Annotated in this window: 20 protein-coding genes; 6 read left to right on the top strand and 14 right to left on the bottom strand. The window is 60.2% G+C overall.

Annotation, left to right across the window (positions count from 1 at the left end; all coding sequences use genetic code 11):
• Positions 1-127: 127 nt before the first annotated feature.
• A complete protein-coding gene (locus H8B20_RS21935; RefSeq protein WP_210624591.1) occupies positions 128-1,141 on the bottom strand; it encodes an aldo/keto reductase in 1,014 nt (337 codons plus the stop codon).
• Between the two features lie 154 nt (positions 1,142-1,295).
• Positions 1,296-2,606 (bottom strand): MFS transporter, encoded by a 1,311-nt coding sequence (locus H8B20_RS21930; RefSeq protein ID WP_210624590.1) that lies wholly within the window; start codon positions 2,604-2,606, stop codon positions 1,296-1,298.
• 171 nt (positions 2,607-2,777) lie between these two features.
• Between H8B20_RS21930 and H8B20_RS21925 the strand changes: the two genes are divergently transcribed.
• The 4 genes from H8B20_RS21925 to H8B20_RS21910 all read left to right on the top strand — a co-directional run bounded on the left by H8B20_RS21925 (position 2,778) and on the right by H8B20_RS21910 (position 8,450).
• Positions 2,778-3,896, top strand: a complete 1,119-nt coding sequence (locus H8B20_RS21925; RefSeq protein ID WP_042559334.1) for a sugar diacid recognition domain-containing protein — start codon at positions 2,778-2,780, stop codon at positions 3,894-3,896.
• 249 nt (positions 3,897-4,145) lie between these two features.
• On the top strand, positions 4,146-5,285 hold the full coding sequence (locus H8B20_RS21920; RefSeq protein WP_210624589.1) for a glycerate kinase: 1,140 nt from the start codon (positions 4,146-4,148) through the stop codon (positions 5,283-5,285).
• Positions 5,286-5,595: 310 nt separating this feature from the next.
• Positions 5,596-7,221 carry a methyl-accepting chemotaxis protein gene (locus H8B20_RS21915; RefSeq protein WP_210624588.1) on the top strand — a complete coding sequence of 542 codons (1,626 nt, stop codon included), beginning with the start codon at positions 5,596-5,598 and terminating at the stop codon, positions 7,219-7,221.
• A 41-nt stretch (positions 7,222-7,262) separates the two neighbouring features.
• A complete protein-coding gene (locus H8B20_RS21910) occupies positions 7,263-8,450 on the top strand; it encodes a pyridoxal phosphate-dependent aminotransferase (RefSeq protein ID WP_210624587.1) in 1,188 nt (395 codons plus the stop codon).
• Positions 8,451-8,592: 142 nt separating this feature from the next.
• Here the strand turns inward: H8B20_RS21910 and H8B20_RS21905 are convergent, their stop codons facing one another.
• From H8B20_RS21905 to H8B20_RS21870, 8 genes are all read right to left on the bottom strand, one after another.
• Positions 8,593-9,570, bottom strand: a complete 978-nt coding sequence (locus tag H8B20_RS21905) for a 2-hydroxyacid dehydrogenase (protein WP_210624586.1) — start codon at positions 9,568-9,570, stop codon at positions 8,593-8,595.
• Positions 9,571-9,583: 13 nt separating this feature from the next.
• Positions 9,584-10,882, bottom strand: a complete 1,299-nt coding sequence (locus H8B20_RS21900; protein ID WP_042559329.1) for an MFS transporter — start codon at positions 10,880-10,882, stop codon at positions 9,584-9,586.
• Between the two features lie 59 nt (positions 10,883-10,941).
• The gene (locus H8B20_RS21895; protein ID WP_210624585.1) at positions 10,942-11,985 is read right to left on the bottom strand and encodes a sugar kinase; all 1,044 of its coding nucleotides are present in this window, start codon (positions 11,983-11,985) and stop codon (positions 10,942-10,944) included.
• On the bottom strand, positions 11,978-12,760 hold the full coding sequence (locus tag H8B20_RS21890; RefSeq protein ID WP_210624584.1) for an AP endonuclease: 783 nt from the start codon (positions 12,758-12,760) through the stop codon (positions 11,978-11,980). Before H8B20_RS21890 ends, H8B20_RS21895 begins: the two co-directional genes overlap by 8 nt.
• Positions 12,761-12,921: 161 nt before the next feature.
• The gene (locus H8B20_RS21885; RefSeq protein WP_342345718.1) at positions 12,922-13,947 is read right to left on the bottom strand and encodes a LacI family DNA-binding transcriptional regulator; all 1,026 of its coding nucleotides are present in this window, start codon (positions 13,945-13,947) and stop codon (positions 12,922-12,924) included.
• A gap of 163 nt (positions 13,948-14,110) precedes the next feature.
• Entirely contained in the window at positions 14,111-14,752 is a 642-nt protein-coding gene (locus H8B20_RS21880) for a DUF1345 domain-containing protein (RefSeq protein ID WP_042559322.1), read from the bottom strand.
• Positions 14,753-14,894: 142 nt separating this feature from the next.
• The gene (locus H8B20_RS21875) at positions 14,895-17,996 is read right to left on the bottom strand and encodes an efflux RND transporter permease subunit (RefSeq protein WP_210624583.1); all 3,102 of its coding nucleotides are present in this window, start codon (positions 17,994-17,996) and stop codon (positions 14,895-14,897) included.
• Positions 17,997-18,011: 15 nt separating this feature from the next.
• Positions 18,012-19,169: an efflux RND transporter periplasmic adaptor subunit gene (locus H8B20_RS21870; RefSeq protein ID WP_047301389.1), complete on the bottom strand. Its 1,158-nt coding sequence runs from the start codon at positions 19,167-19,169 to the stop codon at positions 18,012-18,014.
• Between the two features lie 263 nt (positions 19,170-19,432).
• Here H8B20_RS21870 and H8B20_RS21865 point away from each other — a divergent pair, with 263 nt between their 5' ends.
• Positions 19,433-20,134, top strand: coding sequence for a response regulator (locus tag H8B20_RS21865; protein ID WP_042559319.1), 702 nt, complete (start codon positions 19,433-19,435; stop codon positions 20,132-20,134).
• A gap of 4 nt (positions 20,135-20,138) precedes the next feature.
• Complete coding sequence (locus H8B20_RS21860; protein ID WP_210624582.1) at positions 20,139-21,440, top strand: ATP-binding protein; 1,302 nt, start codon at positions 20,139-20,141, stop codon at positions 21,438-21,440.
• 119 nt (positions 21,441-21,559) lie between these two features.
• On the opposite strand, the gene pncA is transcribed toward H8B20_RS21860, so the two are convergent.
• Genes pncA through H8B20_RS21840 form a run of 4 tightly spaced genes read right to left on the bottom strand, consistent with a single transcriptional unit; the run spans position 21,560 to position 23,749 of the window.
• Positions 21,560-22,186, bottom strand: coding sequence for a bifunctional nicotinamidase/pyrazinamidase (gene pncA, locus H8B20_RS21855; protein ID WP_210624581.1), 627 nt, complete (start codon positions 22,184-22,186; stop codon positions 21,560-21,562).
• Between the two features lie 49 nt (positions 22,187-22,235).
• Entirely contained in the window at positions 22,236-22,994 is a 759-nt protein-coding gene (locus tag H8B20_RS21850) for an anti-sigma factor family protein (RefSeq protein ID WP_210624580.1), read from the bottom strand.
• The gene (locus H8B20_RS21845) at positions 22,994-23,512 is read right to left on the bottom strand and encodes an RNA polymerase sigma factor (RefSeq protein WP_401186175.1); all 519 of its coding nucleotides are present in this window, start codon (positions 23,510-23,512) and stop codon (positions 22,994-22,996) included. Before H8B20_RS21845 ends, H8B20_RS21850 begins: the two co-directional genes overlap by 1 nt.
• 9 nt (positions 23,513-23,521) lie before the next feature.
• Positions 23,522-23,749, bottom strand: a complete 228-nt coding sequence (locus H8B20_RS21840; protein WP_210624645.1) for a hypothetical protein — start codon at positions 23,747-23,749, stop codon at positions 23,522-23,524.
• Between the last annotated feature and the right edge of the window lie 6 nt (positions 23,750-23,755).

Here is a 23,755-nt window from a genome sequence, read left to right as displayed (position 1 = left end):
ATGCGCAGGGTATCAGAAATGTTACAGAGATTTTTTCAATCGCCTGGGTTCAGCTCAGATCTTGTAATCAAACGACCCACCACCGTGGCGCCTGCCTGTTGAGAGCGCCAAGGCGCAGAGGAAAACGTCAAACCGAATGGGGTTTACGCCCTGACACAAAATGACTGACATCGTTGAACCCTGGTGTCGATGCATGCCCAGGCACCACCAGCGAATCGATAAACGCTTCATCTTCAGCCGTGATGCTGACTGTCTGCGCCCTGGTGTACGCATCCCACTGCGTTTCCGTGCGCGGCCCGACAATCGCCGACGTCACTGCACTGTTGTTCAGCACCCAGGCGATCGCAAATTCAACCATGCCCACCCCACGGCCTTCGGTGTACTGCTGAATCTGCTGGGCAATGCGCAACGACTCGACCCGCCATTCGGTTTCCAGAATGCGCTTGTCCTGACGCCCGGCGCGGCTGTTGGCGTCGGGTGTCACATCCGGCGCGTACTTACCGCTTAGCACGCCACGGGCCAGCGGACTGTAAGGCACAACGCCGAGGCCATAGGTCTGCGCCGCGGTAATTTGTTCGATCTCGGCCTGACGGTTGACGATGTTGTACAGCGGTTGACTGATCACTGGCCGATCAACGCCGAGTTTATCGGCGATGCGAATCACCTCGGCAATCCGCCAGCCGCGATAGTTCGACAAACCCCAGTAACGAATCTTGCCCTGACGAACCAGATCGCCAATCGCCGCCACCGAGACCTCCAGCGGCGTGTTGTGGTCTTCGCGGTGCAGGTAATAGATGTCGAGGTAATCGGTGCCGAGCCGTGTCAGGCTGGCATCAATGCCGTTGAATATGTGTTTGCGGCTCAGGCCGCTACGGTTCGGCACACCGTCCACCGGGCCAAAACCGACCTTGGTCGCCAGCACCCATTCATGGCGATTACCGGCAATCGCTTCACCGACGATCTCTTCGGAGCGGCCGTTGGTATACACGTCGGCGGTGTCGATGAAGTTGATGCCCTTATCCCACGCCTTGTCGATGATGCGCAGCGATTCCTCAGTGCTGGTCTGCTCACCGAACATCATCGTGCCGAGGGTGAGGGTGGAGACCTGCAGTCCTGAGTGACCCAGTGTGCGATAGCTCATGCCGAAATCCTTTTGTCGGTGGGAAACTCTAATCAAATATCAGATGCGCTGCGTGAGACAAAGCAAAAAATCGCAGCTGCGACAGCGCCTGCACGGTGTATATCCATCCCGTGTAGGTGCTGCCGCAGGTTGCGATCTTTTGATACGGCTTGAATCAGGCGCGCAATGTCCGCGTCATGCGCAACGCCAACACACTCCCGGCGACGATCACACCTGCCAGCAGATACAACGCCGCATCCGTCGATCCGGTGCTGTCCTTGACCCAACCCACCAGGTACGGGCTGAGAAATCCGGCCATCTGTCCCATCGAGTTGATCAACGCCAACCCTCCGGCAGCAGCGCCCGCACTCAACATGGCAGTCGGCACCGGCCAGAACATCGGCAGGCCCGTCAACGCCCCCATGGTCGCGATGGTCAGACCCAGGATAGCGATGGCCGGATTGCCGGCGAAATTCACCGCAATCACCAGACCGATCGCACCCATCAACATAGGCACCACCAGATGCCAGCGGCGTTCTTTGCGCAGGTCCGCAGAACGCCCGACCACCAGCATGAACACGGCCGCCAGCAGATACGGAATAGCACTCAACCAGCCGATCACCAGGTTATCGCTGAAACCGAGGTTCTTGATGATCGACGGCAGCCAGAAGTTGATCGCGTACACGCCGCTCTGGATGCAGAAGTAGATGAGGCCGAACGCCCAGATCGCCGGATTCTTGAACACCGCCAACAGCGAATCGGTGGTGGTTTTCGGTTTGTTCGCCAGGTCTTCGGCTTGATCCGCTTCCAGTACCGCACGCTCATGTGCGGTCAGCCATTTGGCCTTGGCAAAGCTGTCGCTCAGCAGGAAGTAAGCCAGCAAGCCCAGCACCACGGTCGGAATGCCTTGCAGCAAAAACATCCACTGCCAGCCGGCCAAACCGCCCTGGCCCGCCGCGAAGTGATTGAGAATCCAGCCCGAAAACGGGCTGCCGAGCAGACCGGACACCGGGATCGCCGACATGAACAGCGCCATGATCCGGCCACGGCGGAAGGTCGGGAACCACTGCGAGAGATACAGCACAACGCCCGGGAAGAACCCGGCTTCGGCCGCACCGGTAAACAGGCGCAGGGTATAGAACTCGGTTGGTGTGGTGACAAACAACAGGCAGGTCGACAACGTGCCCCACGTGATCATCATCACCGCAATCCAGCGTCGCGGACCGAATTTGGTCAAGGCCAGATTGCTCGGTACGCCGCACAGCACGTAGCCGATAAAGAAAATGCCGGCACCTAGGCCGTACACGGTTTCGCTGAATTTCAACGCGTCGAGCATCTGCAGTTTGGCAAACCCAACGTTAACCCGGTCGAGGTAGTTGAACAGGTAGCAGATAAAAATGAAGGGGATCAAGCGCAGGGTAATGCGTTTGTAAACGGCGTTTTTATCGTCGTCGATGGTCTGGGTAGCTGCGGCGCTCTGCGACATAGCGGCTCTCTCTTTATTATGATTTTTTGCGATGCAAAGGGTAACGTTGATCGCCCTGAGAGTCTCGGCCACCTTTGGCTGGATTGTCTTTGTGCCTGAGCACAGGGTTTGCCACCAGACCCTGTGCGGGTGACCAACCGTCCGCGCCTGTTTAGAAGGATTGCAGCCGTTATGTTCGAACTCGATCACGACCTCGCTCAGGACATCGTCGACCGGGCCATGGCCATTTTGCCGTACAACGTCAACGTCATGGACAGCCAGGGCTTGATCCTTGGCAGCGGCGAGCCGGAGCGTATCAACACCCGCCACGAAGGTGCGCAACTGGTGTTGGCCAACGGTCGCGTGGTGGAGATAGACGCGCCGACAGCCCTGCATCTGAAGGGTGTGCAGCCGGGGATCAATCTGCCGCTGTGGCTCGATCAGCGGTTGATAGGCGTGCTGGGCATTACCGGCGAACCAGAGCATCTGCGCACTTACGCCGAACTGGTGCGCATGACCGCCGAAATGCTGGTGGGCCAACGCAATCAGCAGGCCGAACAGCAATGGCGGCGCCAGCGCTGCGATGATCTGCTGGCATTGCTGCTGAGCGAAGCGGGCGATTCACCGCGTCTGGTCGACGAGGCGCAGCAACTCGGGCTCAAGCCGCAATTGACGCGCGTGCCGTATCTGTTCGAGTTGGGTCTTGAGCACGGGCCGGGGCAAACGGTCGAAGCGCTGAGTGCCTGGCTGACCTCGCGATACCCGGACAGTTGGTGCGTGAGCTCGGCCAAGTCGTCGCTGCTGTGGTGTCGGCCGGCCAGTCAAAACATCGAGCACGATCGTTTGCTGGAAAAACTCGACGGCCTGGGCTGGAAAATCCTGCGCATTGCGGTGGGCGGGCAGGCCGATGGGCTGGTCGGGTTGCGCCGTTGTTATCGCCGGGTCGGCGATTTGCTCGCCTACGGCCGCGAGGTGTTGCCCCATTCGCGCTTGTTGACCCTCAATCGCTATCGTCTACCGGTCATGCTGTGGCGCCATCGCAACGACGATGCGCTGGATGAACTGCTCAAACCATTGCGCAAGGTGATCGCCAAGGACGGCAACGGCCAATTGCTGGCGACGCTGCGCAGTTGGTGTGATCACGATGGGCAGAGTCAGGCCTGTGCCGATGCGCTGGGTATTCATCGCAACAGCTTGCGCTATCGGATGGAGCGGATTGCCGAGATCAGCGGGGTGGATCCGCTAAGGCTGGAGGGGATGCTGGCGTTGTATCTGGGTGTGCAGTTGTTGCCGCAGATTGAACCGGGTTAATTGCTGCTCTCACTGACGCCATCGCTGGCAAGCCAGCTCCCACAGTTTTGGGGGGTGTTCACAATATCTGTGGTCACCTAAGCCCCCTGTGGGAGCTGGCTTGCCAGCGATGGCGCCGGAACATTCAGCATCAACACCAAGACCTTTTGTAGAAATGAACAATAAACGCCTGCGCCACTTGTGCAGCAGACAGGCGTCAATGCGCATGCCGACTGGCAGCATGAGGGGCATTGGAACTGGAGAATTCACATGAAGATCGTCATCGCCCCCGATTCGTTCAAGGACAGCCTGAGTGCCCAAGGCGTTGCCGAGGCCATTGCGCTGGGCCTGGCGCAAGTCTGGCCGCACGCCACGCTGGTCAAATGCCCGATGGCTGACGGCGGCGAAGGCACGGTCGAGTCGATTCTGGCGGCGTGCGAAGGCGAATTGCGCCGCACTACTGTGCGTGGCCCATTGGGCACGGCAGTTGATGCCGCGTGGGGCTGGTTGCCGCACAACCACACGGCAATCATTGAAATGGCCGAGGCCAGCGGTTTGCAATTGGTGCCGCCGGGCAAGCGTGATGCATGCATCAGCAGCACGTTCGGCACCGGCGAACTGATTCGCGCCGCACTCGATGCCGGTGCGCAACGGGTGATCCTGGCGATTGGCGGCAGCGCCACCAACGATGGCGGGGCAGGGGCGATGCAGGCGTTGGGTGTGAAGTTGCTCGACGCCCAAGGCCAAATGCTGGTGCCGGGCGGATTGGCGTTGGCGCAATTGGCGCGTGTGGATTTGACTGAACTTGATCCTCGTCTGGCGCAGGTGCGGTTTGATATCGCAGCGGACGTCAACAATCCACTGTGCGGCCCGCACGGTGCCTCGGCGATTTTCGGTCCGCAGAAAGGGGCATCGCCAGCGCAGGTGCAACAACTGGATCAGGCCCTCGGTCATTTCGCGCAATTGTGCGCCGAGGTGCTGGGCAAGGACGTGCGCGATGAACCGGGCAGTGGCGCGGCAGGGGGCTTGGGTTTTGCCGCCAAAGCGTTCCTTGGCGCGCAGTTTCAGGCCGGCGTGGAGGTGGTGGCCGAACTGGTCGGGCTGGCCGAGGCCGTCAAGGGCGCGGATCTGGTGATTACCGGCGAGGGGCGTTTCGATGCACAGACGCTTCGCGGCAAAACCCCGTTCGGCGTGGCGCGGATTGCCAGGCACTATGCCGTGCCGGTGATCGTAATCGCAGGAACCCTGGGTGACGGTTATCAAGAACTCTATGGCCACGGCATCGATGCCGCTTTCGCCGTGACCAGTGGCCCGATGACGCTCGAACACGCCTGCGCCGAAGCACCACGACTGCTGCGCGAACGGGCCACCGATATCGCCCGTGTGTGGCAACTGGCCGCAAAACCCTGAGACATTCGCACTGCAAGAGCTGCCGAAGGCTGCGATCTTTTGCTCTTGGTTTTTAACCTCAAGAGCAAAAGATCGCAGCCTTCGGCAGTTCCTACATAATGCGCCGTCGACATGGGCGGTCGGGTGTTTCATTGCCGTAACAACCTGAAAAATACTTCTTCCTTACCCACATCCTTCCTCAAGCCTGGCCGATACAGCCAATAGGCGCGCACAACAAATCCCAAAACAGTGACGCCGCACTGAAGCCCGTCCCGCGGGCAGGTGATCAAGGCATGGATGCTCGTAGTTTCTATCCTCCGAGAGTCCAACTATGTCCTTGCGTAACCTCAATATCGCGCCCCGTGCCTTCCTCGGTTTTGCCTTCATCGCCTTGCTGGTGATTGTGCTCGGCGTGTTCGCCGTCAATCGCATGTCGATCATTCGCCAGGCGTCAATCGACATGGACTCAACGCAGTTGCCCAGCGTGACGCAACTCAGCGTGATGACGGAAAACGTGCTGCGCCTGCGGATTCTGTCGTTCCGCGTGCTGGTCAATCGCGAGCCCGCTGGTTTGCAGGAGGCGCAAACTCGCATCAATGTGTTGGTGGACAAAGTGCGTAATGCTCAAGCCAGCTATGCCGCGCTGCCCGCCGGCACAGAAGAACGCGCGCTTTACCAGACATTCGTCACGACGCTGGACAACTACCTGCAAGCGCAGAGCCAGATGATGGAGCTGTCGCGTCAGGACAAACTCGACGAAATGCGCACCTTGATCAACACGCGCATCAAGGACGGCACCGACCAGATGGGCGAGCAGCTCAACAAGCTGATCGCAATGAATGCTGCCGACGCCAAAGCCGCGTCGATTCAGGCGGGTAAGTATTACGACAGCGCCATCACCGGCATCATCATTGTCGCCGTCGTTGCTGCGCTGGCGACCGTGCTGCTGGCCTGGCTGCTGACCCGCAGCATCGTCACCCCACTGAACCGCGCCGTTGAAGCCGCGCGAACCATTGCTGGCGGCAACTTGAGCAAACGCATCGAAGTCGATGGCAAGGACGAACCGGCTCGCCTGCTCGAAGCCCTCGCAGCGATGCAAACCAACCTGCGCAAAACCATCGAACAGATCGCCGGGTCCGCGACGCAACTGGGTGCCGCTGCCGAAGAACTCAGCGCCGTGACCGAAGAAGCCTCACGTGGCCTGCAACAGCAGAACAATGAAATCGAACAAGCGGCCACTGCCGTCAACGAGATGACCGCCGCTGTCGAGGAAGTCGCGCGAAATGCCGTGTCGACCTCCGAAGCGTCGAACCAGTCGACTCACGCCGCCCGCGAAGGTCGCGATCAAGTGGTGAAAACTGTCGACGCGATCCAGACCATGACCCACGACGTGCAAAACACCTCGCACATGATCGAAGGCCTCGCCGCACAGGGTCGCGACATTGGCAAGGTGCTCGACGTGATCCGCGCCATCGCCGAACAGACCAACCTGCTGGCGCTCAACGCCGCCATCGAAGCAGCGCGTGCCGGTGAAGCCGGACGCGGTTTTGCGGTAGTGGCGGACGAAGTGCGCGCGCTGGCTCATCGCACCGCGCAGTCGACGCAAGAGATTGAAAAAATGGTCGCCGGTATCCAGAACGGCACCGGCGAAGCGGTTTCGTCGATGCAACAAAGCAACCAGCGCACCCAGTCCACTCTGGAAATGGCTCGCGCCGCCGGCGTTGCGCTGGAGCAGATCACCCAGTCGATCCACCAGATCAACGAACGCAACCTGGTCATCGCCAGCGCTTCGGAAGAACAGGCGCAGGTCTCGCGCGAAGTTGACCGCAATCTGGTCAACATCCGCGACCTGGCCACGCAATCGGCCGCTGGCGCTAACCAGACCAGCGCCGCGACCCACGAACTGTCGCGCCTGGCGGTGGATTTGAACGCCATGGTGGCGCGTTTTGTGATTTGAGATAGGGTGAAGGCTGGACACTGCGCAATCAGGAGACGTGCATGCGCTATTCAGCCTTGACCCAACGAATCGCCGGCGAGGGCGCAGCGGCCTGGCAGATTCACGACCGAGCGCTGGAGTTGCGCGCCGAAGGTGTCGACATTCTGCTGCTAAGTGTGGGGGATCCGGATTTCGATACGCCGCTGCCGATCATCCACGGCGCGATCGACAGTCTGCTGGCGGGCGACACGCATTATTCCGATGTGCGTGGCCGCCTGGCGCTGCGCAAGCTGATTGCCGAACGTCATCGGCGAAGCAGCGGCCAAGTGGTCGATGCCGACCATGTGATCGTCATGCCCGGGGCGCAATGCGCCGTGTATTCGGTGGCGCAATGCCTGCTTGATCCGGGTGACGAGGTGATCATTGCCGAACCGATGTACGTCACCTATGAAGCTGTTTTCGGTGCGTGCGGCGCGACGGTGGTGCCGGTGCCGGTTCGCCCGGAAAACGGCTTTCGCGTCGATCCCGCCGATGTCGCGGCGCGCATCACGGCGAAAACCCGCGCCATGCTGCTCAACAGTCCCAACAACCCATCCGGTGCGAGCCTGTCGTTGCTGATCTGGCAGGAATTGGCCGCGCTGTGCGTGCGTCATGACTTGTGGCTGATCAGCGACGAGGTCTATAGCGAACTTCTCTACGAAGGCCAGCACATCAGTCCGGCGAGCCTGCCGGGCATGGCCGAACGCACGGCGACAATCAACAGTCTATCGAAATCCCATGCCATGACCGGCTGGCGCGTCGGCTGGTCGATCGGGCCGAAATCGTTGGCTGGGCATCTGGTTAATCTGTCGTTGAGCATGCTTTTTGGTCTGCCGGATTTCGTGCAGAAAGCCGCGCAAGTCGCGCTGGAGACCGACCTGCCGGAAGTGAAGCAGATGCGTGAGGAATATCGACTGCGCCGCGACCTGGTCTGCGAGCGCTTGCACGGTTGCCCGGGTCTGCATCCGGTCCGCCCTGATGGCGGCATGTTCGTGATGGTCGATGTGCGCCAGACCGGACTCGGCGCGCAGGCATTTGCCGAGCGGTTGCTGGAAGGGTATGGCGTCTCGGTGCTGGCCGGGGAGGCATTTGGGCCCAGTGCAGCGGGGCATATTCGCATCGGGCTGGTGGTGGATCGGGTGCGGCTGGCGGATGCCTGTTCGCGGATTTCGCTGTGTGCGGCGCAGCTGTTACAGGCGCGCAGTGCCTGAACGTTTTGCGTCAGATGTACTGGCCTCATCGCTGGCAAGCCAGCTCCCACAGTGGTTAGTGTCGCTCACAAATGTGATGAACACCGAATAACCTGTGGGAGCTGGCTTGCCAGCGATGGGGTCCATTCAGGCACTGAAAATCTCAGCCCTGCCAAGCCACTGGATTCACCGGATTCAAAGGCTTTTTACCACCCAAAGCCGCCAACAAATTCTCTACTGCGCACCGCGCCATTGCCTCGCGTGTCTCGTGCGTCGCCGAGCCCATATGCGGGGTTGCCACCACGTTATCCAGTTGCATCAACGGCGAATCCTGATTCAACGGTTCACGCTCGAACACGTCCAGACCTGCCGCACGAATCCGTTGATGGCGCAGTGCATCAACCATCGCTGCTTCGTCAACAACCTTACCCCGCGAGATGTTGATGAAGATGCTTTCCGGACGCATCAACGCAAATTGCCCGGCGCCGATCAACCCCTCGGTCTGCGCCGTCAGCGGCAAGGTCAGGCAGATGAAATCGGCCTGCTTGAGCAAATCTTCCAGGCTGCGGTACTGCGCATCAAAACGCGCCTCGACAGCCGGTTTACGCGACTGACTGTGATAGATCACCGGCATGCCAAAACCGAAATGACCACGTTGCGCCAGCGCCTCGCCAATGCGGCCCATGCCGATGATGCCCAGCGTCTTGCCATGCACATCGGTGCCAAAATGCGCCGGGCCGAGGTTGCGCTGCCACTGACCGCTGCGCACCATGTTCGCCAGCTCGACCACGCGCCGGGCGGCGGCAAGGATCAGGGCGAAACCGGTGTCGGCGGTGGTTTCGGTCAGCACGTCCGGGGTGTTTGTCAGCAGAATCTTGCGGCGGGTCAGGTAATCGATGTCGTAGTTGTCGACGCCCACCGACACACTGGCGATGGCCTCCAGCTGTGGCGCCAGGTCGAGCAATGTGGCGTCGAGTTTCAGGCTGGCGCCGAGCAAGCCATGGGCGCGGGGCAGGGCATCACGCAGTTGCATGAGGCCGTCGGCATCGAGGCTTTCGATCAGCGTCACATCAAACTGATCTTGCAGGCGCGCCATGAGCGCGGGCGATAGTTTCTTGTACAGGACGACCTGTTTTTTCATGGCAAAGATCTCTTCAGGAGTGAGCCGGCACGGCAGGCGTGGCGACGGCTTTGGCCACGACGCGATCACTGGCGCCGGGCTTGAGGAAAATCGTCAGCACCACCGACAGCAGCAATGCACCGCTCATCAGCAGATACGAAGAACCGGGCGAACCGGTCGAGCTGTTCAGGTAACCCACCAGGTACGAGCCGCCGAACGAACCGAGCGCGCCCATGCTGTTGATCAGCGCCATCGCGCCACCGGCGACGTTGGCCGGAAGAATCTCGGGCACGATCGCGAAGAACGGCCCGTAAGGCGCGTACATGCAGGCGCCAGCGATCACCAGCAGCGTGTACGACCACCAGAAGTGTTCGGCACCGAGCGCGTAGGATCCGTAGAACGCAATGGAAGCAATCAACAGCGGCGGCCAGACGAAGCGTTTGCGTTTTTGCAGTTTGTCCGAGCCCCACGACACCACCAGCATGCCGATCACGGCCGCCAGATACGGCAGCGACGACAGCCAGCCGGCCTCGATCATGTCCATTTGCGCGCCAGCCTTGAGGATCGACGGCAGCCACAACACAAAGCCGTAGACGCCGATGCTCCAGCAGAAAAACTGCAAGGCCAGAATGATCACCTTCGGTGAACGGAACGCCTCGGCGTAGTTCTTCACCGCTTTGATGCCGACCTGTTCGGCGGCCAAGGCGCTTTCCAGATCGTGTTTTTCCTGGTCGCTGAGCCACTTGGCCTGGGCCGGACGATCATCGGCCAGTTTCCACCAGATAAACGCCCAGAGCACCGCCGGCAGACCTTCAATGATGAACATCCAGCGCCAGCTGAAATGCTGCACCAGATAACCCGACACCACCGACATCCACAGCATGGTCACCGGGTTGCCGAGGATCAAAAAGGTGTTGGCCCGCGAGCGTTCGGCGCGGGTGAACCAGTGGCACAGGTAAACCAGCATCGCTGGCATCACCGCCGCTTCGACCACGCCGAGCATGAAGCGGATGACGATCAGCCAATAGGCATTGCTGACCACGCCGGTCAACGTCGCGAGCCCGCCCCAAAGGATCAGGCTGACGAAAATCAGCTTCTTCACGCTGTGTTTTTGCGCGTAGATCGCGCCGGGTACCTGGAAGAAAAAGTAGCCCAGGAAGAACAGTGCACCGAGCAATGAGGACAGGCCCGGCGTGATCATCAAGTCTTCGGCCATGCCGGACGCCGCAGCGAAACCGTAGTTGGCGCGATCGAGATACGCCAGGCTGTAAGTGATGAACACGATGGGCATGATGTACCACCAGCGGCGGGCGGCGAGGGTTGCAGTTTTCATGGGTGTGACTCCTGAGCTTGTTGTTTTTGTCGCAGCAGGTTTAGTTAATCGGTTGACTGTCAGGTCCTCATCGCTGGCAAGCCAGCTCCCACAATGGTTTGTGGTGTTTCAAAAGCAGTGGCAACACCACAGGACCCTGTGGGAGCTGGCTTGCCAGTGATGGGGTCCATGAATTCAACAGTGAGTTCAGCCCGGGTCGGCAACCCCTCCATATCCCCGCGACTCTGCACCGCCCGACTGCCAATCCAGTTCGCGCGCCGCACGGCCTCGGCAAAACTCTGGTGCTCCAGCAGGGCGCTGATCATGCCCACCGCAAACCCGTCACCCGCGCCAACCGTATCGACGACATGGGTCACCGGCACCCCGGCAACAAAGCCCTGATCCAGTTGAGTGCGGTAATAGGCACCCTGCGGCCCGAGCTTGATCGCCACCGCTTCGGCGCCCTGATCGAGATAAAACGCAGCGATATCTGCCGGGTCTTCAAACCCGGTGAGCAAACGCCCTTCGCTCAAGCCCGGCAGGACCCAATGGGCGAGGGCGGCGAGGTGGTTGATCTCGCCGATCATCTCGCGCTCGCTGGCCCACAGACTCGGGCGCAGGTTGGGGTCGAACGATACACTGCGCCCGGCATTGCGCATGCGCGTCATCAGCTCAAATGACATTTCCCGCGCCGTACCGGACAGCGCGGGAGGAATGCCGGTGGCGTGCAGATGCCGAGCGTTCAGCAGTTCGGGCGTGATCGATTGCGGCGACAGATGACTGGCCGCCGAGCCACGACGGAAATACTCGACCTGCGGGTCGCTGCCATCGTCGCAACGGGACTTGAACTGGAAGCCGGTTGGATGCGTTTTGCAGACTTCAACCTGGCTGCAATCCAGACCCTCGCGCGCCAAGGTGTCGACGACAAAACGGCCGAGCGAATCATTGCCCACCCGACTCAGCCACGCGACGTTGAAACCCAGCCGTGAGAGGCCGATCGCCACGTTGCTGTCGGCGCCGGCAATGCGCTTGTGGAAGTGCTCGACCTGTGCCAGGTCCCCGCTTTGCTCGGCCACCAGCATCGCCATGGTTTCGCCGAACGACAGAATATCGATCTCAGACATGAGCTGGCTCCAGGCGGGATTGGCCGAGGCGGGCGAGGGTGGCGACGTGTTCGGTGGTCAACTCCACCAAGTCATCGCCCTGCAACGGATATTCGGCGGCGCGCATAACGCCTTGGTCCATGTGCCGCAGCAGTTGCTCCCACAGATGCAGGTCGCTGACGGCGGGCGGCACTGCTACCAATTTGCCGTCGGCGCGCCGGGCCACGGCTTTGCAATGCACATAGCCGACGTGCCGACCGAGCAGGCGTGCGGCGTTGGCAGCGGATTGATCCTGCCACTGCCAGTTGCCGATATCGAAGGTCATCTTGATCGGCAAGTTGTGCTGTTCAACAGCATTAAAGAAGCGTTGAAACGGCTCGATCCGCCCGCCGTGTAGCGTCTGGTCGTTTTCCACCAGCAGGTGCACCGGGCTGTTGCCGAGCAGTTGCTGCAAAACCCTCAGATCGCAATTGTCGGTGAAGTAGCCGAGGGAGATTTTCAGCCATTTGGAACCGTACGCCTCGGCGTGTTGCAGGGCCGTGATCAGTTCAGGATTGGGGCGCGCCTGGCCGGCCAGCCACAACTCGGTCGGCGAGGAATAGATGCTTTGCAGGCCCAGTGCCTGAGCGGCTGCGCTCAACTGTGCGGGGTTCTCGCGAGTCAGCAACTCTTCGCGCCACTCGATACGATCGGCCCCGGCAGCGGCCAGCACGTCGATAAAAAAGTCCTGCCCGCGTTGGCGCACTAGCTCGGCGCCGTAGCTGGACAGGCTGATGGAAACGGCAGGTTTATTCATTGTTGTTGACCTCTGAAACCGGTTTCATTTTTGTTCAAAAAAATATCAGTCAGTGCTGTGTTGCTTTCGAGCGCCTCATCGCTGGCAAGCCAGGACCCACAGGTTTAGTGAGCGACACGGACATAGTGGGAGCTGGCTTGCCAGCGATGAGGCCCGATCAATCACTGCAAAACCCCCAGGGTGGAACCTCGCACAACCAGCACCGGCGCAAAATCCACCACCCGCGCCGCCTCATCATCCCCACGCAAACGCTTGAGCAAACACTCGAATGCTCGCGCGCCAATCGCTTCCGTTGGCTGCGCAAGCGCAGTAATCCCGCTGCCCACCAGCGGATACCAATCCAGATCATCCAGGGCAATCAAGCCGATATCCTCGAACAGCCGCGAACCGATCTTGCGCAACGCATGAGTGGCGGCCAGCGCGGCCACGCCATTGGCACAAAACAGCGCTTTCGGGCCGAGATCGGGTTTGTGTAAAAAGGTTTGAAGATGCGTCGCGAGATCGTCGCCGGTTTCCACCACCGCCCCATTCAATGCAGAGCGCTGCTTTAGCTGCGTCTGAAAACTGCTGACTCGTTCGATCCGCGAACTGGTGCCGTCATAAGGTTCAGTCACCAACAACACGTCGCGATAACCACGTTGTTCCAAGTGGGCCAGGGCCATTTCCACTGCCTGCGGGTTGTTCAGCCCGATCATGTCGCTGTCGAGCCCGTCGACCTTGCGATCCACCAGCACCAGCGGCATCTCGCGGCGCAGCTCGTGCAACTCGTCACGGTGATGGCCGAGGGTGTTCACGATCAGCCCTTCGATGTTGTACGAGCGCAATAGCGCCAGATGCTGGCGCTCCTGCTCGTCATTGCGGTCGGTGTTGCACACCACCAGGCTGTAGCCGTGCGCACGGCAGGCGGTTTCCACCCCGTGCATCACGGCAATTGAATAAGGGTTGCGGATATCGGCCACGAGCATGCCGATCAGGCGTGTACGCCCGCGCTTGAGGCCACGGGCCATCTGGTTTGGGCGATAGCCGAGTTCATCGATAGCCTGTTCGATGCGCAAAGCGATGGCATCGGAAAGCAGGGCGCGGTCGTCGCCGATGAAACGCGAGACGCTGGCCTTGGATACGCCCGCGCGCTCGGCGACATCAAGCATGGTGACGCGGCTGCGCTGGGCGGCGGAGAAGTCGTTCACGGTCTGAAACCTTATTATTGGATTTATCAGGTTCAGTCGCTGGTGTAGCGCTGAAACCGGTTTCAGGAAACAACAGAATCCAATCGTCCGTCAAGTGAAGGATCGTCTGATAGTCGTCAGGTCCAGACGGGCGGCGCTGCAAAGCAGGCCGCCCTTGTACCCGTCAGCCGAATAAGCCTGCGGCGATATTGATGGAGAATCCGAGAATTGCCGTGTTGAACACGAAACCGATCAACGACTGTGCGAGGACGATTTTGCGAATGTCCCGCGTCGCCACGCCGACGTCGGCAGTTTGCACCGCCACGCCGATGGTGAAAGAGAAGTACAGGAAGTCCCAGTAGTTGGGCGTGGTCAGCCCTTCGGCGAAACGCAGTGCGGGTTCCTTGCCGTCCCAGGTGTAAAACAGGCGTGCATAGTGCACAGAGAAAATCACCCCGATCAGCAGCCACGAACCAATCACCGTCAGGGCGGTGAAGCCGTAGTGCATCAGTTTGTGAGTGGTGTCCAGATCCTTGCTGCCGGCCAATTCGAAGGTAATGGTGGCGAGACTCGCCAGCGCGGCGATGCACACCACGAACAACACCAGGCCGGCATTTTCATCTTCGACTTCAGCGATGCGCCTCACGTCCGGGGCCTTGGAGCGCGCGGTCAGCCAGAGCATCAGGATCAGGTAAGTCCATACGCCGGCGTTCCAGCCGTAGAGGATTTTGCTGACGATGGAGTCGACGGGCGAAATCAGGCCCACGGCGAGGCCGAGCAGGGCAGCTGCGGAAAGGCGAGGGTGGGTGCGGGCGAGCAAGCGCATGGGGACTCACTTTGGTGGTCGATCCCTGCACCATAGCGCACGCCATGTGGCTTTTGTAGGAGCTGCCGAAGGCTGCGATCTTTTGATCTTGTGTTTTAAGAAAAAAATCAAAAGATCGCAGCCTTCGGCAGCTCCTACATGTTTACACGTGGGGTTTAGTGAATCGTTTTACGAGCTTCATCACCACGACGAAGAACACCGGAACGAAGATCACTGCCAACGTTGCGGTGATCATCCCGCCGATCACCCCTGTACCGATCGCTTGCTGGCTCGCCGAACTGGCGCCGGTGGCAATCGCCAGCGGCACCACGCCGAGGATGAAGGCCAGCGACGTCATCACGATCGGACGCAGGCGTAGGCGGGCGGCTTGCAACGTTGCATCGATTAGGTCGTGACCTTCGTCGTACAGGCTCTTGGCAAACTCGATGATCAGGATCGCGTTCTTCGCCGACAGACCGATGATGGTGATCAACCCGACCTTGAAGAACACGTCGTTGGGCATTCCGCGCAGGGTCACTGCCAGCACCGCACCGAGTACCCCCAACGGCACCACCAGCAACACCGAGGTCGGAATCGACCAGCTCTCATACAGCGCCGCCAGACACAGGAACACGATCAGCAGCGACAGGCCGAGCAGAATCGGTGCCTGGCTGCCGGACAAGCGCTCTTGCAACGACAGGCCGGTCCATTCTTGTCCCAGACCCTTCGGCCCCTGTGCGACAAGACGTTCAATCTCGGCCATGGCCTCGCCGGTGCTGTGGCCGGGAGACGGTTCGCCGGAAATCGCAATCGCCGGATAACCGTTATAGCGGGTCAGTTGGGCCGGCCCTTGAATCCAGTTGGCCTGGACAAATGCCGACAGCGGAACCATTTTTCCGGCATTGTTGCGCACGTGCATTTTCAGCAAATCATCGACCTGACTGCGTTGATCGCCTTCAGCCTGCACCACCACGCGCTGCATACGTCCCTGATTGGGGAAATCATTGATATAGGCCGAGCCCACGGCAGTAGACAGCACGTTGCCGATGTCGGCGAACGACACCCCCAAGGCATTGGCCTGCTTGCGATCCACTTCGAGTTGCACTTGTGGCGCCTCGGCCAGTGCGCTTTCACGCACATTCATCAGGACCGGACTTTCCTCCGCGGCTGCCAGCAGTTCCGTGCGCGCTTGCATTAATGTCGCATGACCGAGGCCACCGCGATCCTGCAAACGGAACTCGAAACCGCTGGACGTGCCGAGACCGTCCACGGGCGGCGGCAGAACCGAGAACGCCATGGCGTCCTTGATCTGGCTCAGGGCGATGTTGGCGCGGTCGGCAATCGAGCTGGCCGAATCTTCGCTTTCGCGCTGCGACCAATCCTTGAGTGTCGAGAACGCCAGTGCAGCGTTCTGTCCGCTACCGGAGAAGCTGAAACCGAGAATCACCACGCTGTCGCTGATACCAGGCTCACCGGCGTTATGCGCTTCAAGCTGTTCGGCCACTTGCACCGTGCGGTTCTTGGTTGCGCCGGGCGGCAGTTGGATATCGGTGATGGTGTAACCCTGATCCTCGACCGGCAGGAACGAGGAGGGCAGACGCATGAAGCAAATCCCCAGGCCCACCAGCAACACGCCATAAATCAGCAGGTATCGCCCGGTGCGTTTCAGCGCATAACCGACCCAGCCCTGATAACGCAAGGTCAGTTGCTCGAAACGGCGGTTGAACCAACCGAAGAATCCGGACTTCTCGTGATGCTCGCCCTTGGCGATTGGCTTGAGCAGTGTCGCGCACAGCGCTGGCGTCAGCGTCAGGGCGAGGAATGCGGAGAACAGAATGGACGTCGCCATCGACAGCGAAAACTGCTGATAGATCACCCCGACCGAACCCTGCATGAACGCCATCGGGATGAATACCGCCACCAGCACCAGAGTGATGCCGATGATGGCGCCGGTGATCTGCGTCATCGCTTTGCGCGTGGCCTCCTTGGGCGACAAGCCTTCGGTGGCCATGATCCGCTCGACGTTTTCCACCACGACAATGGCGTCGTCCACCAGAATGCCAATGGCCAATACCATGCCGAACATGGTCAGCACGTTGATCGAGAAACCCAGCGCGAGCATGGTTGCAAACGTGCCCATCAGCGCCACCGGCACCACCAGCGTCGGAATCAGCGTGTAGCGCACGTTCTGCAGAAACAGGAACATCACCGCAAACACCAGCAGCATCGCCTCGCCGAGGGTGTAGATCACTTTAGTGATCGAGACTTTGACGAAGGGCGAAGTGTCGTAAGGGATTTTGTATTCCACGCCGGCCGGGAAGTAGCGCGCCAGCTCATCCATCTTCGCCCGCACCAGCGTTGCGGTGCTCAGCGCGTTGGCTCCCGGCGACAATTGCACGCCGACAGCGGTGGACGGCTTGCCGTTGAGGCGTGTGCCGAACTGATAGTCCTGACTCCCGATCTCGACCCGCGCCACATCACCGATACGCACGGTGGATCCGTCCGGGTTGGCCTTGAGCACGATGTCGGCGAACTCCTGCGGCGTCGACAACTGGCCTTTGACCAAAATTGTTGCAGTGATTTCCTGCGTTGACGGGCCGGGCAAGTCACCGATGCTGCCTGCCGACACCTGAGCGTTCTGCGCCACAATGGCGGCGTTGACGTCAGCCGGGGTCAGGTTGAAACCGATGAGCTTCTGCGGGTCGATCCAGATACGCATGGCCCGCTCGGCACCGTACAACTGAGCCTTGCCGACGCCGTCCAGACGCTTGATTTCGTTCATCACGTTGCGCGCCAGATAGTCACTGAGCGCAACGTCATCGAGCTTGCCGTCGTTGGACGTCAGGCTGATCAGCAAGAGGAAACCCGAGGAGACTTTCTCCACCTGCAAACCCTGCTGGTTCACGGCTTGCGGCAAGCGCGACTCGACCACTTTGAGACGGTTTTGCACGTCGACCTGCGCCAGTTCCGGGTTGGTGCCCGGCTGGAACGTCGCTTTGATCGTGGCGCTGCCCAAGCTGCTCTGCGATTCGAAATAAAGCAGGTGATCCGCGCCGTTAAGCTCTTCCTCGATCAGGCTGACCACGCTTTCATCGACGGTTTGCGCCGAGGCGCCGGGGTACACGGCATAGATTTCGATCTGAGGCGGCGCGACGTCGGGGTATTGCGCCACCGGCAATTGCGGGATGGCCAGCGCACCGGCCAACAGGATGAACAAGGCGACCACCCAGGCAAATACGGGGCGATCGATAAAGAACTGCGGCATATAAAAGCGTCCTGCTTACTGACCAGAGGTCTGGGCAAGTGGAAGAGGGGTGTCATCAATCTGCACCTTGTCACCGGGGCGGGCGTGTTGCAGGCCTTCAATAACGATGCGGTCGCCGGGCTTGAGTCCACCGGTGACGATCCAGCGATTGTTTTGCACGGCGCCCAGTTGCACCGTTTGCTCGGCTACACGCATTTGCTCATCGACGGTCAATACTTGCGCGATCCCAGCGCTGTCACGTTGCACGGCGCGTTGCGGCACGGTGATGCCGTTCTGGATAGTCGCCTGCTGCAGTCGCACGCGAATGAAGCTTCCGGGCAGCAGGTCGAGATCGGGATTGGGGAACTCGCTGCGCAAAATGATCTGGCCGGTGCCCGGGTCGACGGTGATGTCGCTGAACAGTAGTTTGCCCGGCAACGGGTACAGGCTGCCGTCATCCTGAATCAGGGTCGCTTTGACCTGATCCTGACCGACTTCCTGCAATTGTCCGGAGCGGAAAGCCCGGCGCAGTTCGTTGAGTTCGCGGGTCGACTGGGTGAGGTCGGCGTAGATCGGATTGAGTTGCTGAATCAGCGCCAGTGGCGTGGTTTCGTTCTGCCCGACCAGCGCGCCTTCGGTGACCAGCGCGCGGCCGATACGACCGGAAATCGGCGCGGTGACAGTGGCGTAACCCAGGTTCAATCTGGCCCGCTCCACCGCAGCCTTGTTGCCGGCGACGTCAGCGGCCGTTTGCCGGGTATTGGCGCGGGCGTTGTCATAATCCTGAGCGCTGATGGCTTTGTCGTCGATCAACTGGGCGTAGCGTTGCTCCTGCAGCTTCGCCTGAAACGCGTTGGCCTCGGCCTTGCGCAACGCCGCTTCGGCGCTGTCCAGATCAGCCTTGAACGGCGCCGGGTCGATGCGGAACAGCACATCGCCTTTCTTCACGTCGCTGCCTTCGCGAAAGTTACGTTGCAGTACGACGCCGGGCACACGGGCACGAACTTCGGCAATCCGCGGTGCAGCGATCCGGCCGCTGAGTTCGCTGCTGATCGACAGTGGGCGCGCTTCGATGGTTTCGATGCGCACGGTTGCTGGCGGTGCCTGATCTTCGGCCTTCGAAGAAGAGTCACAGGCGCTCAGCGTCAGCGCCACGGCGATCAGGCCGAGCCCGGCCAGCAGTTTGTTCGACATTTACCACCCCCAATATTGATGCCCGCATCCTACGGGCAGTTGGCGAGAGTAGCGGTGAAGCTTTGTAGTCGCTGTGTGAAATTGTGTAAGGGTTTTACTCAGGAACGGGTGAGGGCGTATATCCTTAAGCCATTGAAATTTATTGCGACATATAAAGCATTCGCGAGCAGGTTCGCTCCCACACTTGGAATGCATTCACTTGTGGGCGCGAGCCTGCTCGCGAATGCGGTTGCTCGGTCGCCACAGCACTTTCTGGATCACCCATGCCCAATATCCTCCTGGTCGAAGACGACACCGCCCTCGCCGAACTGATTTCCAGCTACTTGGAACGCAACGGTTATTCCGTCAGCGTCATTGGTCGGGGTGACCATGTGCGTGAACGGGCGCGGGTCAATCCGCCGGATCTGGTTATCCTCGATCTGATGTTGCCGGGGCTCGACGGGCTGCAAGTCTGCCGTCTGCTGCGCGCCGATTCGGCGACGCTGCCGATCCTGATGCTTACCGCCCGTGATGACAGCCACGACCAAGTGCTCGGCCTGGAAATGGGCGCCGACGACTACGTCACCAAACCCTGCGAGCCGCGTGTGTTGCTGGCGCGGGTGCGGACCCTGTTACGGCGCAGCAGTCTCGGAGAGCCGTTGACGGCCAACGACCGCATCATCATGGGCAATCTGTGTATCGACTTGTCCGAACGCACCGTGACCTGGCGCGATCAGCCGGTGGAACTGTCCAGCGGTGAATACAACTTGCTGGTGGTGCTGGCCCGACACGCCGGCGAAGTGCTCAGCCGCGACCAGATTCTGCAACGCCTGCGCGGCATAGAGTTCAACGGCACCGACCGCTCGGTGGATGTGGCGATTTCCAAGTTGCGCCGCAAGTTCGATGACCACGCCGGTGAGGCGCGCAAGATCAAGACCGTGTGGGGCAAGGGTTATCTGTTCAGCCGTTCCGAGTGGGAATGCTGAGCTGATGTTCCGCATCCTGTTCCGTCTGTATCTGGTGACGATTGTGTCGTACAGCGCCGCCATCTATCTGGTGCCAGACCTGGTGGTCATGGCCTTTCGGGATCGCTTCGTCACCTACAACCTGGATTATTCCCGTGGTCTGCAATCGTTGATCGCCAAGCAGTTCCGAGCGGTGCCGCAAGATCAATGGCCAGCGCTGGCGGCGTCGATGGACAAGGACTTCCAGCCTTTGCACATCGTGCTGGCTTCTATCGATGACGCTGAATTCACTGACATTGAGCGTGAACGGCTGCGGCGCGGCGAGAACGTGGTGCGCATCGGTGACTGGGGCTGGCGCACCCTCGCGGTAGCGCCGCTAAACGACAGCATGGCGGTGCAAATGATCGTGCCGCCGGATCCGATGGACGTCGATCTGCTGTACTGGAGCATCAACGTATTGATCGGCGCGACGCTCCTTGCGTGCCTGTTGATATGGTTGCGCCCGCACTGGCGCGATCTGGAGCGCCTCAAAAGCACCGCCGAACGCTTCGGTAAAGGCCATTTGAGCGAACGCACGAAAATCGCTTCAAGCTCCAACATCGGCGGCCTGGCGGTGGTGTTCGACACCATGGCCGGCGATATCGAAAACCTGCTTAATCAGCAGCGCGACCTCCTCAATGCGGTTTCCCACGAATTGCGCACGCCGTTGACACGCCTGGATTTCGGCCTGGCACTGGCACTGTCCGACGACCTGCCGGCAGCAAGCCGCGAACGCTTGCAGGGATTGGTCGCACACATTCGTGAGCTGGATGAGTTGGTGCTGGAACTGTTGTCCTACAGCCGCTTGCAAAATCCGGCGCACTCACCGGAACAGGTCGAAGTGTCGCTCGATGAGTTCATCGACAGCATCCTGGGCAGCGTCGACGAAGAGCTGGAGTCGCCGGAAATCGTCATCGACGTGCTGTTGCACGGCCAGCTCGAACGTTTTTCGCTCGACCCGCGGTTGACCGCCCGAGCGATTCAGAACCTGGTGCGCAATGCCATGCGCTACTGCGAGAAACGCATTCAGATTGGCGTACAGGTTAACGCTGAGGGTTGCGAGATCTGGGTGGATGACGACGGCATCGGTATTCCTGACGATGAGCGAGAGCGGATTTTCGAGCCGTTTTATCGACTGGATCGCAGTCGGGATCGGGCCACGGGCGGGTTTGGGTTGGGATTGGCAATCAGTCGCAGGGCCCTGGAAGCTCAAGGCGGGACGTTGACGGTCGAGTCTTCGCCTTTGGGTGGGGCGCGATTCCGTTTGTGGTTACCAACAGCTGCCTGAAACTCAAGTCCCTGTAGGAGCTGTCGAGTAAAACGAGGCTGCGATCTTTTGATCTTGTTTTTTAAGGATCAAGATCAAAAGATCGCAGCGTGCCGCAGCTCCTACAGGGGGCGCGTTGTTCAGGTCAGCTCGGTCGATTGAATCAGTCCAACGCCAGCGCCCTGCATCCGGTCGATCGCGGCCGCCAGCGACCCATTCATGTCGATCGCCCGGCAAGCATCCAGCACGACAAACGCATTGAACCCCGCCGCCCGAGCGTCCAGCGCCGAGTACATTACGCAGAAATCCAGCGCCAGACCGACCATGTAAACCGTGTCTATGCCGCGCTCTTTCAGATAACCGGACAGCCCTGTGGTCGTGCGACGGTCTGCCTCCAGAAACGCCGAATAACTGTCTATGTCAGGATTGCAGCCCTTGCGAATGATCAATTGGGCGTGGGGCAGGTCGAGTCGCGGGTGGAGCTCGGCGCCGGGTGTGGCTTGCACACAATGCTCGGGCCACAGGGTTTGCTCGCCGTAAGGCAACTGGATGACATCGTAAGGTTGGTGGCCGGGGTGACTGGAGGCGAACGACGCATGGCCGGCTGGATGCCAGTCCTGGGCAATAACGACCTGTTTGAACTGGCGCGCGAGGCGGTTGATCAACGGCACAATATGATCGCCTTCAGGCACCGGCAATTGGCCGCCGGGAATGAAGTCGTTTTGGACGTCGATCACCAGTAAAGCAGCACGAGACGAAATGGGCATCGGTGAATCATCCTCGGAAAATCACTCGCTCAGCATAGAGCAGTCTGGGTCATGCACTTATGCGGCTTTTCAACAATTTCGCCTTGTCTGCCAGCGCCGCCGGGGCGTCATGGCCGATCAGCATCCAGGCATGCTCGCGCTCGGTCCAATACACCACATTCATACCATGCCGACTTTCATGCTCCAGCGGCCGGCTGCCGCTGTTCGAGCGGGTGACGCACAGCGATAATGGCCGCTGCCTGGCATCCAGATAAACGATCTGCGCAATCGGCACACCGTCATATTCAAGCATCTGTGCGCGTTTGAATTCGGCGCCCGGCAATTTCAACACGGCAGGCCAAAGACTCAGGCCCATTCGCGCATCGACCGTGCGCAACTGCGCGCGTTGTGTGGCTTCGTCGGCAGGCAAGTGGTCGAGCGTATGCGGTCCATACAGCGCCATGTAGTCGCCGACCAAGCCTCGCCACTCATGCGTTTGTTGCGCCTGCCAGCCGAGAAACAAGCGGTCGGCGAGTACGCCACCGGCGATCAATGTTGCGGCGGCAGCACCGACAAACCAGCGCCGACTCAGTCCCGGGTTTTCTGGCGAAGGGATGGCATCCAGTCGTGCTTGCAGGCGATCGAGCGGTGCCTGTTGCGCCAGTTCATCGTAAGCGGTCCTGTACGGCAGGCTGCTGCGATTCAGCCACTGCACGCGCAGGTTCAGCAGCGGATCATCCGCTATGGCCGCGTCGAGTTGGCGGCGATAATCCTCGGCGATTTCGCCGTCCAGATACGCCACCAGTTGCTCATCCGAAGGTGCATTCATCAGCGATCCCCTTCGGTGGTTTTCGGGACCGCTTGCAGCGGCGGGTACTCGGCGAGTTTCAGGCGGGCGGTGGCCAGACGACTCATCACCGTAGCGATCGGTACTTGCAGGATCTCGGCGACGTCGCGATACGACAGGCCCTCGACATAGGCCAGATACACCGTTTCGCGCTGGGTTTCGGGCAGCGCATCGACGCGGCGGATCACCTGCGCCGCCATGACGTGTGTTTGCGCCGCGTATTCGCCGTCGAGCATCATTTGTCCATCGGGCTGTCCACCACCCTGACGCACACGACGGGCGCGTACTTCATTGAGCCAGGTCGAATGCAGAATGCTCAGCAACCAGAGATCCATGCGCGTCCCCGCGACGTATTGCGCAGCACGCTCCAGTGCACGCACACACGTTGTCTGCACGAGATCCTCGGCCACATGCCGATTGCGCGACAGCAGCAGACCGTAGCGCCACAGTCGTGCGAGGTGCTGTGCGAGTTCTGCTCTGAATGCCTGATCGCTGATGATGGACTCCGTTTATGGGTGTTCAGGTGCTTGATGAATCGATGTCAGTACGTTGGCAGTGGGCATCACGCCGCTGGTGAGCAGCACGCATTTCTGGGTCTTGCTGTCCCAGACCTGGCCTTTTGGACACTCGGGTTTCTGCACGGGATTCTTTTCATCGCCACTGGCCATGACCATTGGGCTGGACAGGGCGGCGGCCAGTAGCCACGGGGCGGCGAACATAACGGATCGGATAGTCATGGGCAA

The organism is Pseudomonas sp. P42 (genome assembly GCF_017973755.1).
GTDB classification, from domain to species: domain Bacteria; phylum Pseudomonadota; class Gammaproteobacteria; order Pseudomonadales; family Pseudomonadaceae; genus Aquipseudomonas; species Aquipseudomonas iridis.
Note: the sequence above shows the minus strand (reverse complement) of the source record. Positions and strands in the feature narration are given on the sequence as shown.

Bases quoted from the DNA above. Each gene is read 5' to 3' on its own strand.
- H8B20_RS21870 (WP_047301389.1), bottom strand. From the start codon at position 19,169: ATGTCGAACAAACTGCTGGCCGGGCTCGGCCTGATCGCCGTGGCGCTG.
- H8B20_RS21840 (WP_210624645.1), bottom strand. From the start codon at position 23,749: ATGACTATCCGATCCGTTATGTTCGCCGCCCCGTGGCTACTGGCCGCC.
- H8B20_RS21875 (WP_210624583.1), bottom strand. From the start codon at position 17,996: ATGCCGCAGTTCTTTATCGATCGCCCCGTATTTGCCTGGGTGGTCGCC.
- H8B20_RS21910 (WP_210624587.1), top strand. From the start codon at position 7,263: ATGCGCTATTCAGCCTTGACCCAACGAATCGCCGGCGAGGGCGCAGCG.
- H8B20_RS21895 (WP_210624585.1), bottom strand. From the start codon at position 11,985: ATGTCTGAGATCGATATTCTGTCGTTCGGCGAAACCATGGCGATGCTG.
- H8B20_RS21880 (WP_042559322.1), bottom strand. From the start codon at position 14,752: ATGCGCTTGCTCGCCCGCACCCACCCTCGCCTTTCCGCAGCTGCCCTG.
- H8B20_RS21920 (WP_210624589.1), top strand. From the start codon at position 4,146: ATGAAGATCGTCATCGCCCCCGATTCGTTCAAGGACAGCCTGAGTGCC.
- H8B20_RS21935 (WP_210624591.1), bottom strand. From the start codon at position 1,141: ATGAGCTATCGCACACTGGGTCACTCAGGACTGCAGGTCTCCACCCTC.
- H8B20_RS21890 (WP_210624584.1), bottom strand. From the start codon at position 12,760: ATGAATAAACCTGCCGTTTCCATCAGCCTGTCCAGCTACGGCGCCGAG.
- H8B20_RS21850 (WP_210624580.1), bottom strand. From the start codon at position 22,994: ATGAATGCACCTTCGGATGAGCAACTGGTGGCGTATCTGGACGGCGAA.
- H8B20_RS21900 (WP_042559329.1), bottom strand. From the start codon at position 10,882: ATGAAAACTGCAACCCTCGCCGCCCGCCGCTGGTGGTACATCATGCCC.
- H8B20_RS21925 (WP_042559334.1), top strand. From the start codon at position 2,778: ATGTTCGAACTCGATCACGACCTCGCTCAGGACATCGTCGACCGGGCC.
- H8B20_RS21915 (WP_210624588.1), top strand. From the start codon at position 5,596: ATGTCCTTGCGTAACCTCAATATCGCGCCCCGTGCCTTCCTCGGTTTT.
- H8B20_RS21905 (WP_210624586.1), bottom strand. From the start codon at position 9,570: ATGAAAAAACAGGTCGTCCTGTACAAGAAACTATCGCCCGCGCTCATG.
- pncA (WP_210624581.1), bottom strand. From the start codon at position 22,186: ATGCCCATTTCGTCTCGTGCTGCTTTACTGGTGATCGACGTCCAAAAC.
- H8B20_RS21930 (WP_210624590.1), bottom strand. From the start codon at position 2,606: ATGTCGCAGAGCGCCGCAGCTACCCAGACCATCGACGACGATAAAAAC.
- H8B20_RS21860 (WP_210624582.1), top strand. From the start codon at position 20,139: ATGTTCCGCATCCTGTTCCGTCTGTATCTGGTGACGATTGTGTCGTAC.
- H8B20_RS21865 (WP_042559319.1), top strand. From the start codon at position 19,433: ATGCCCAATATCCTCCTGGTCGAAGACGACACCGCCCTCGCCGAACTG.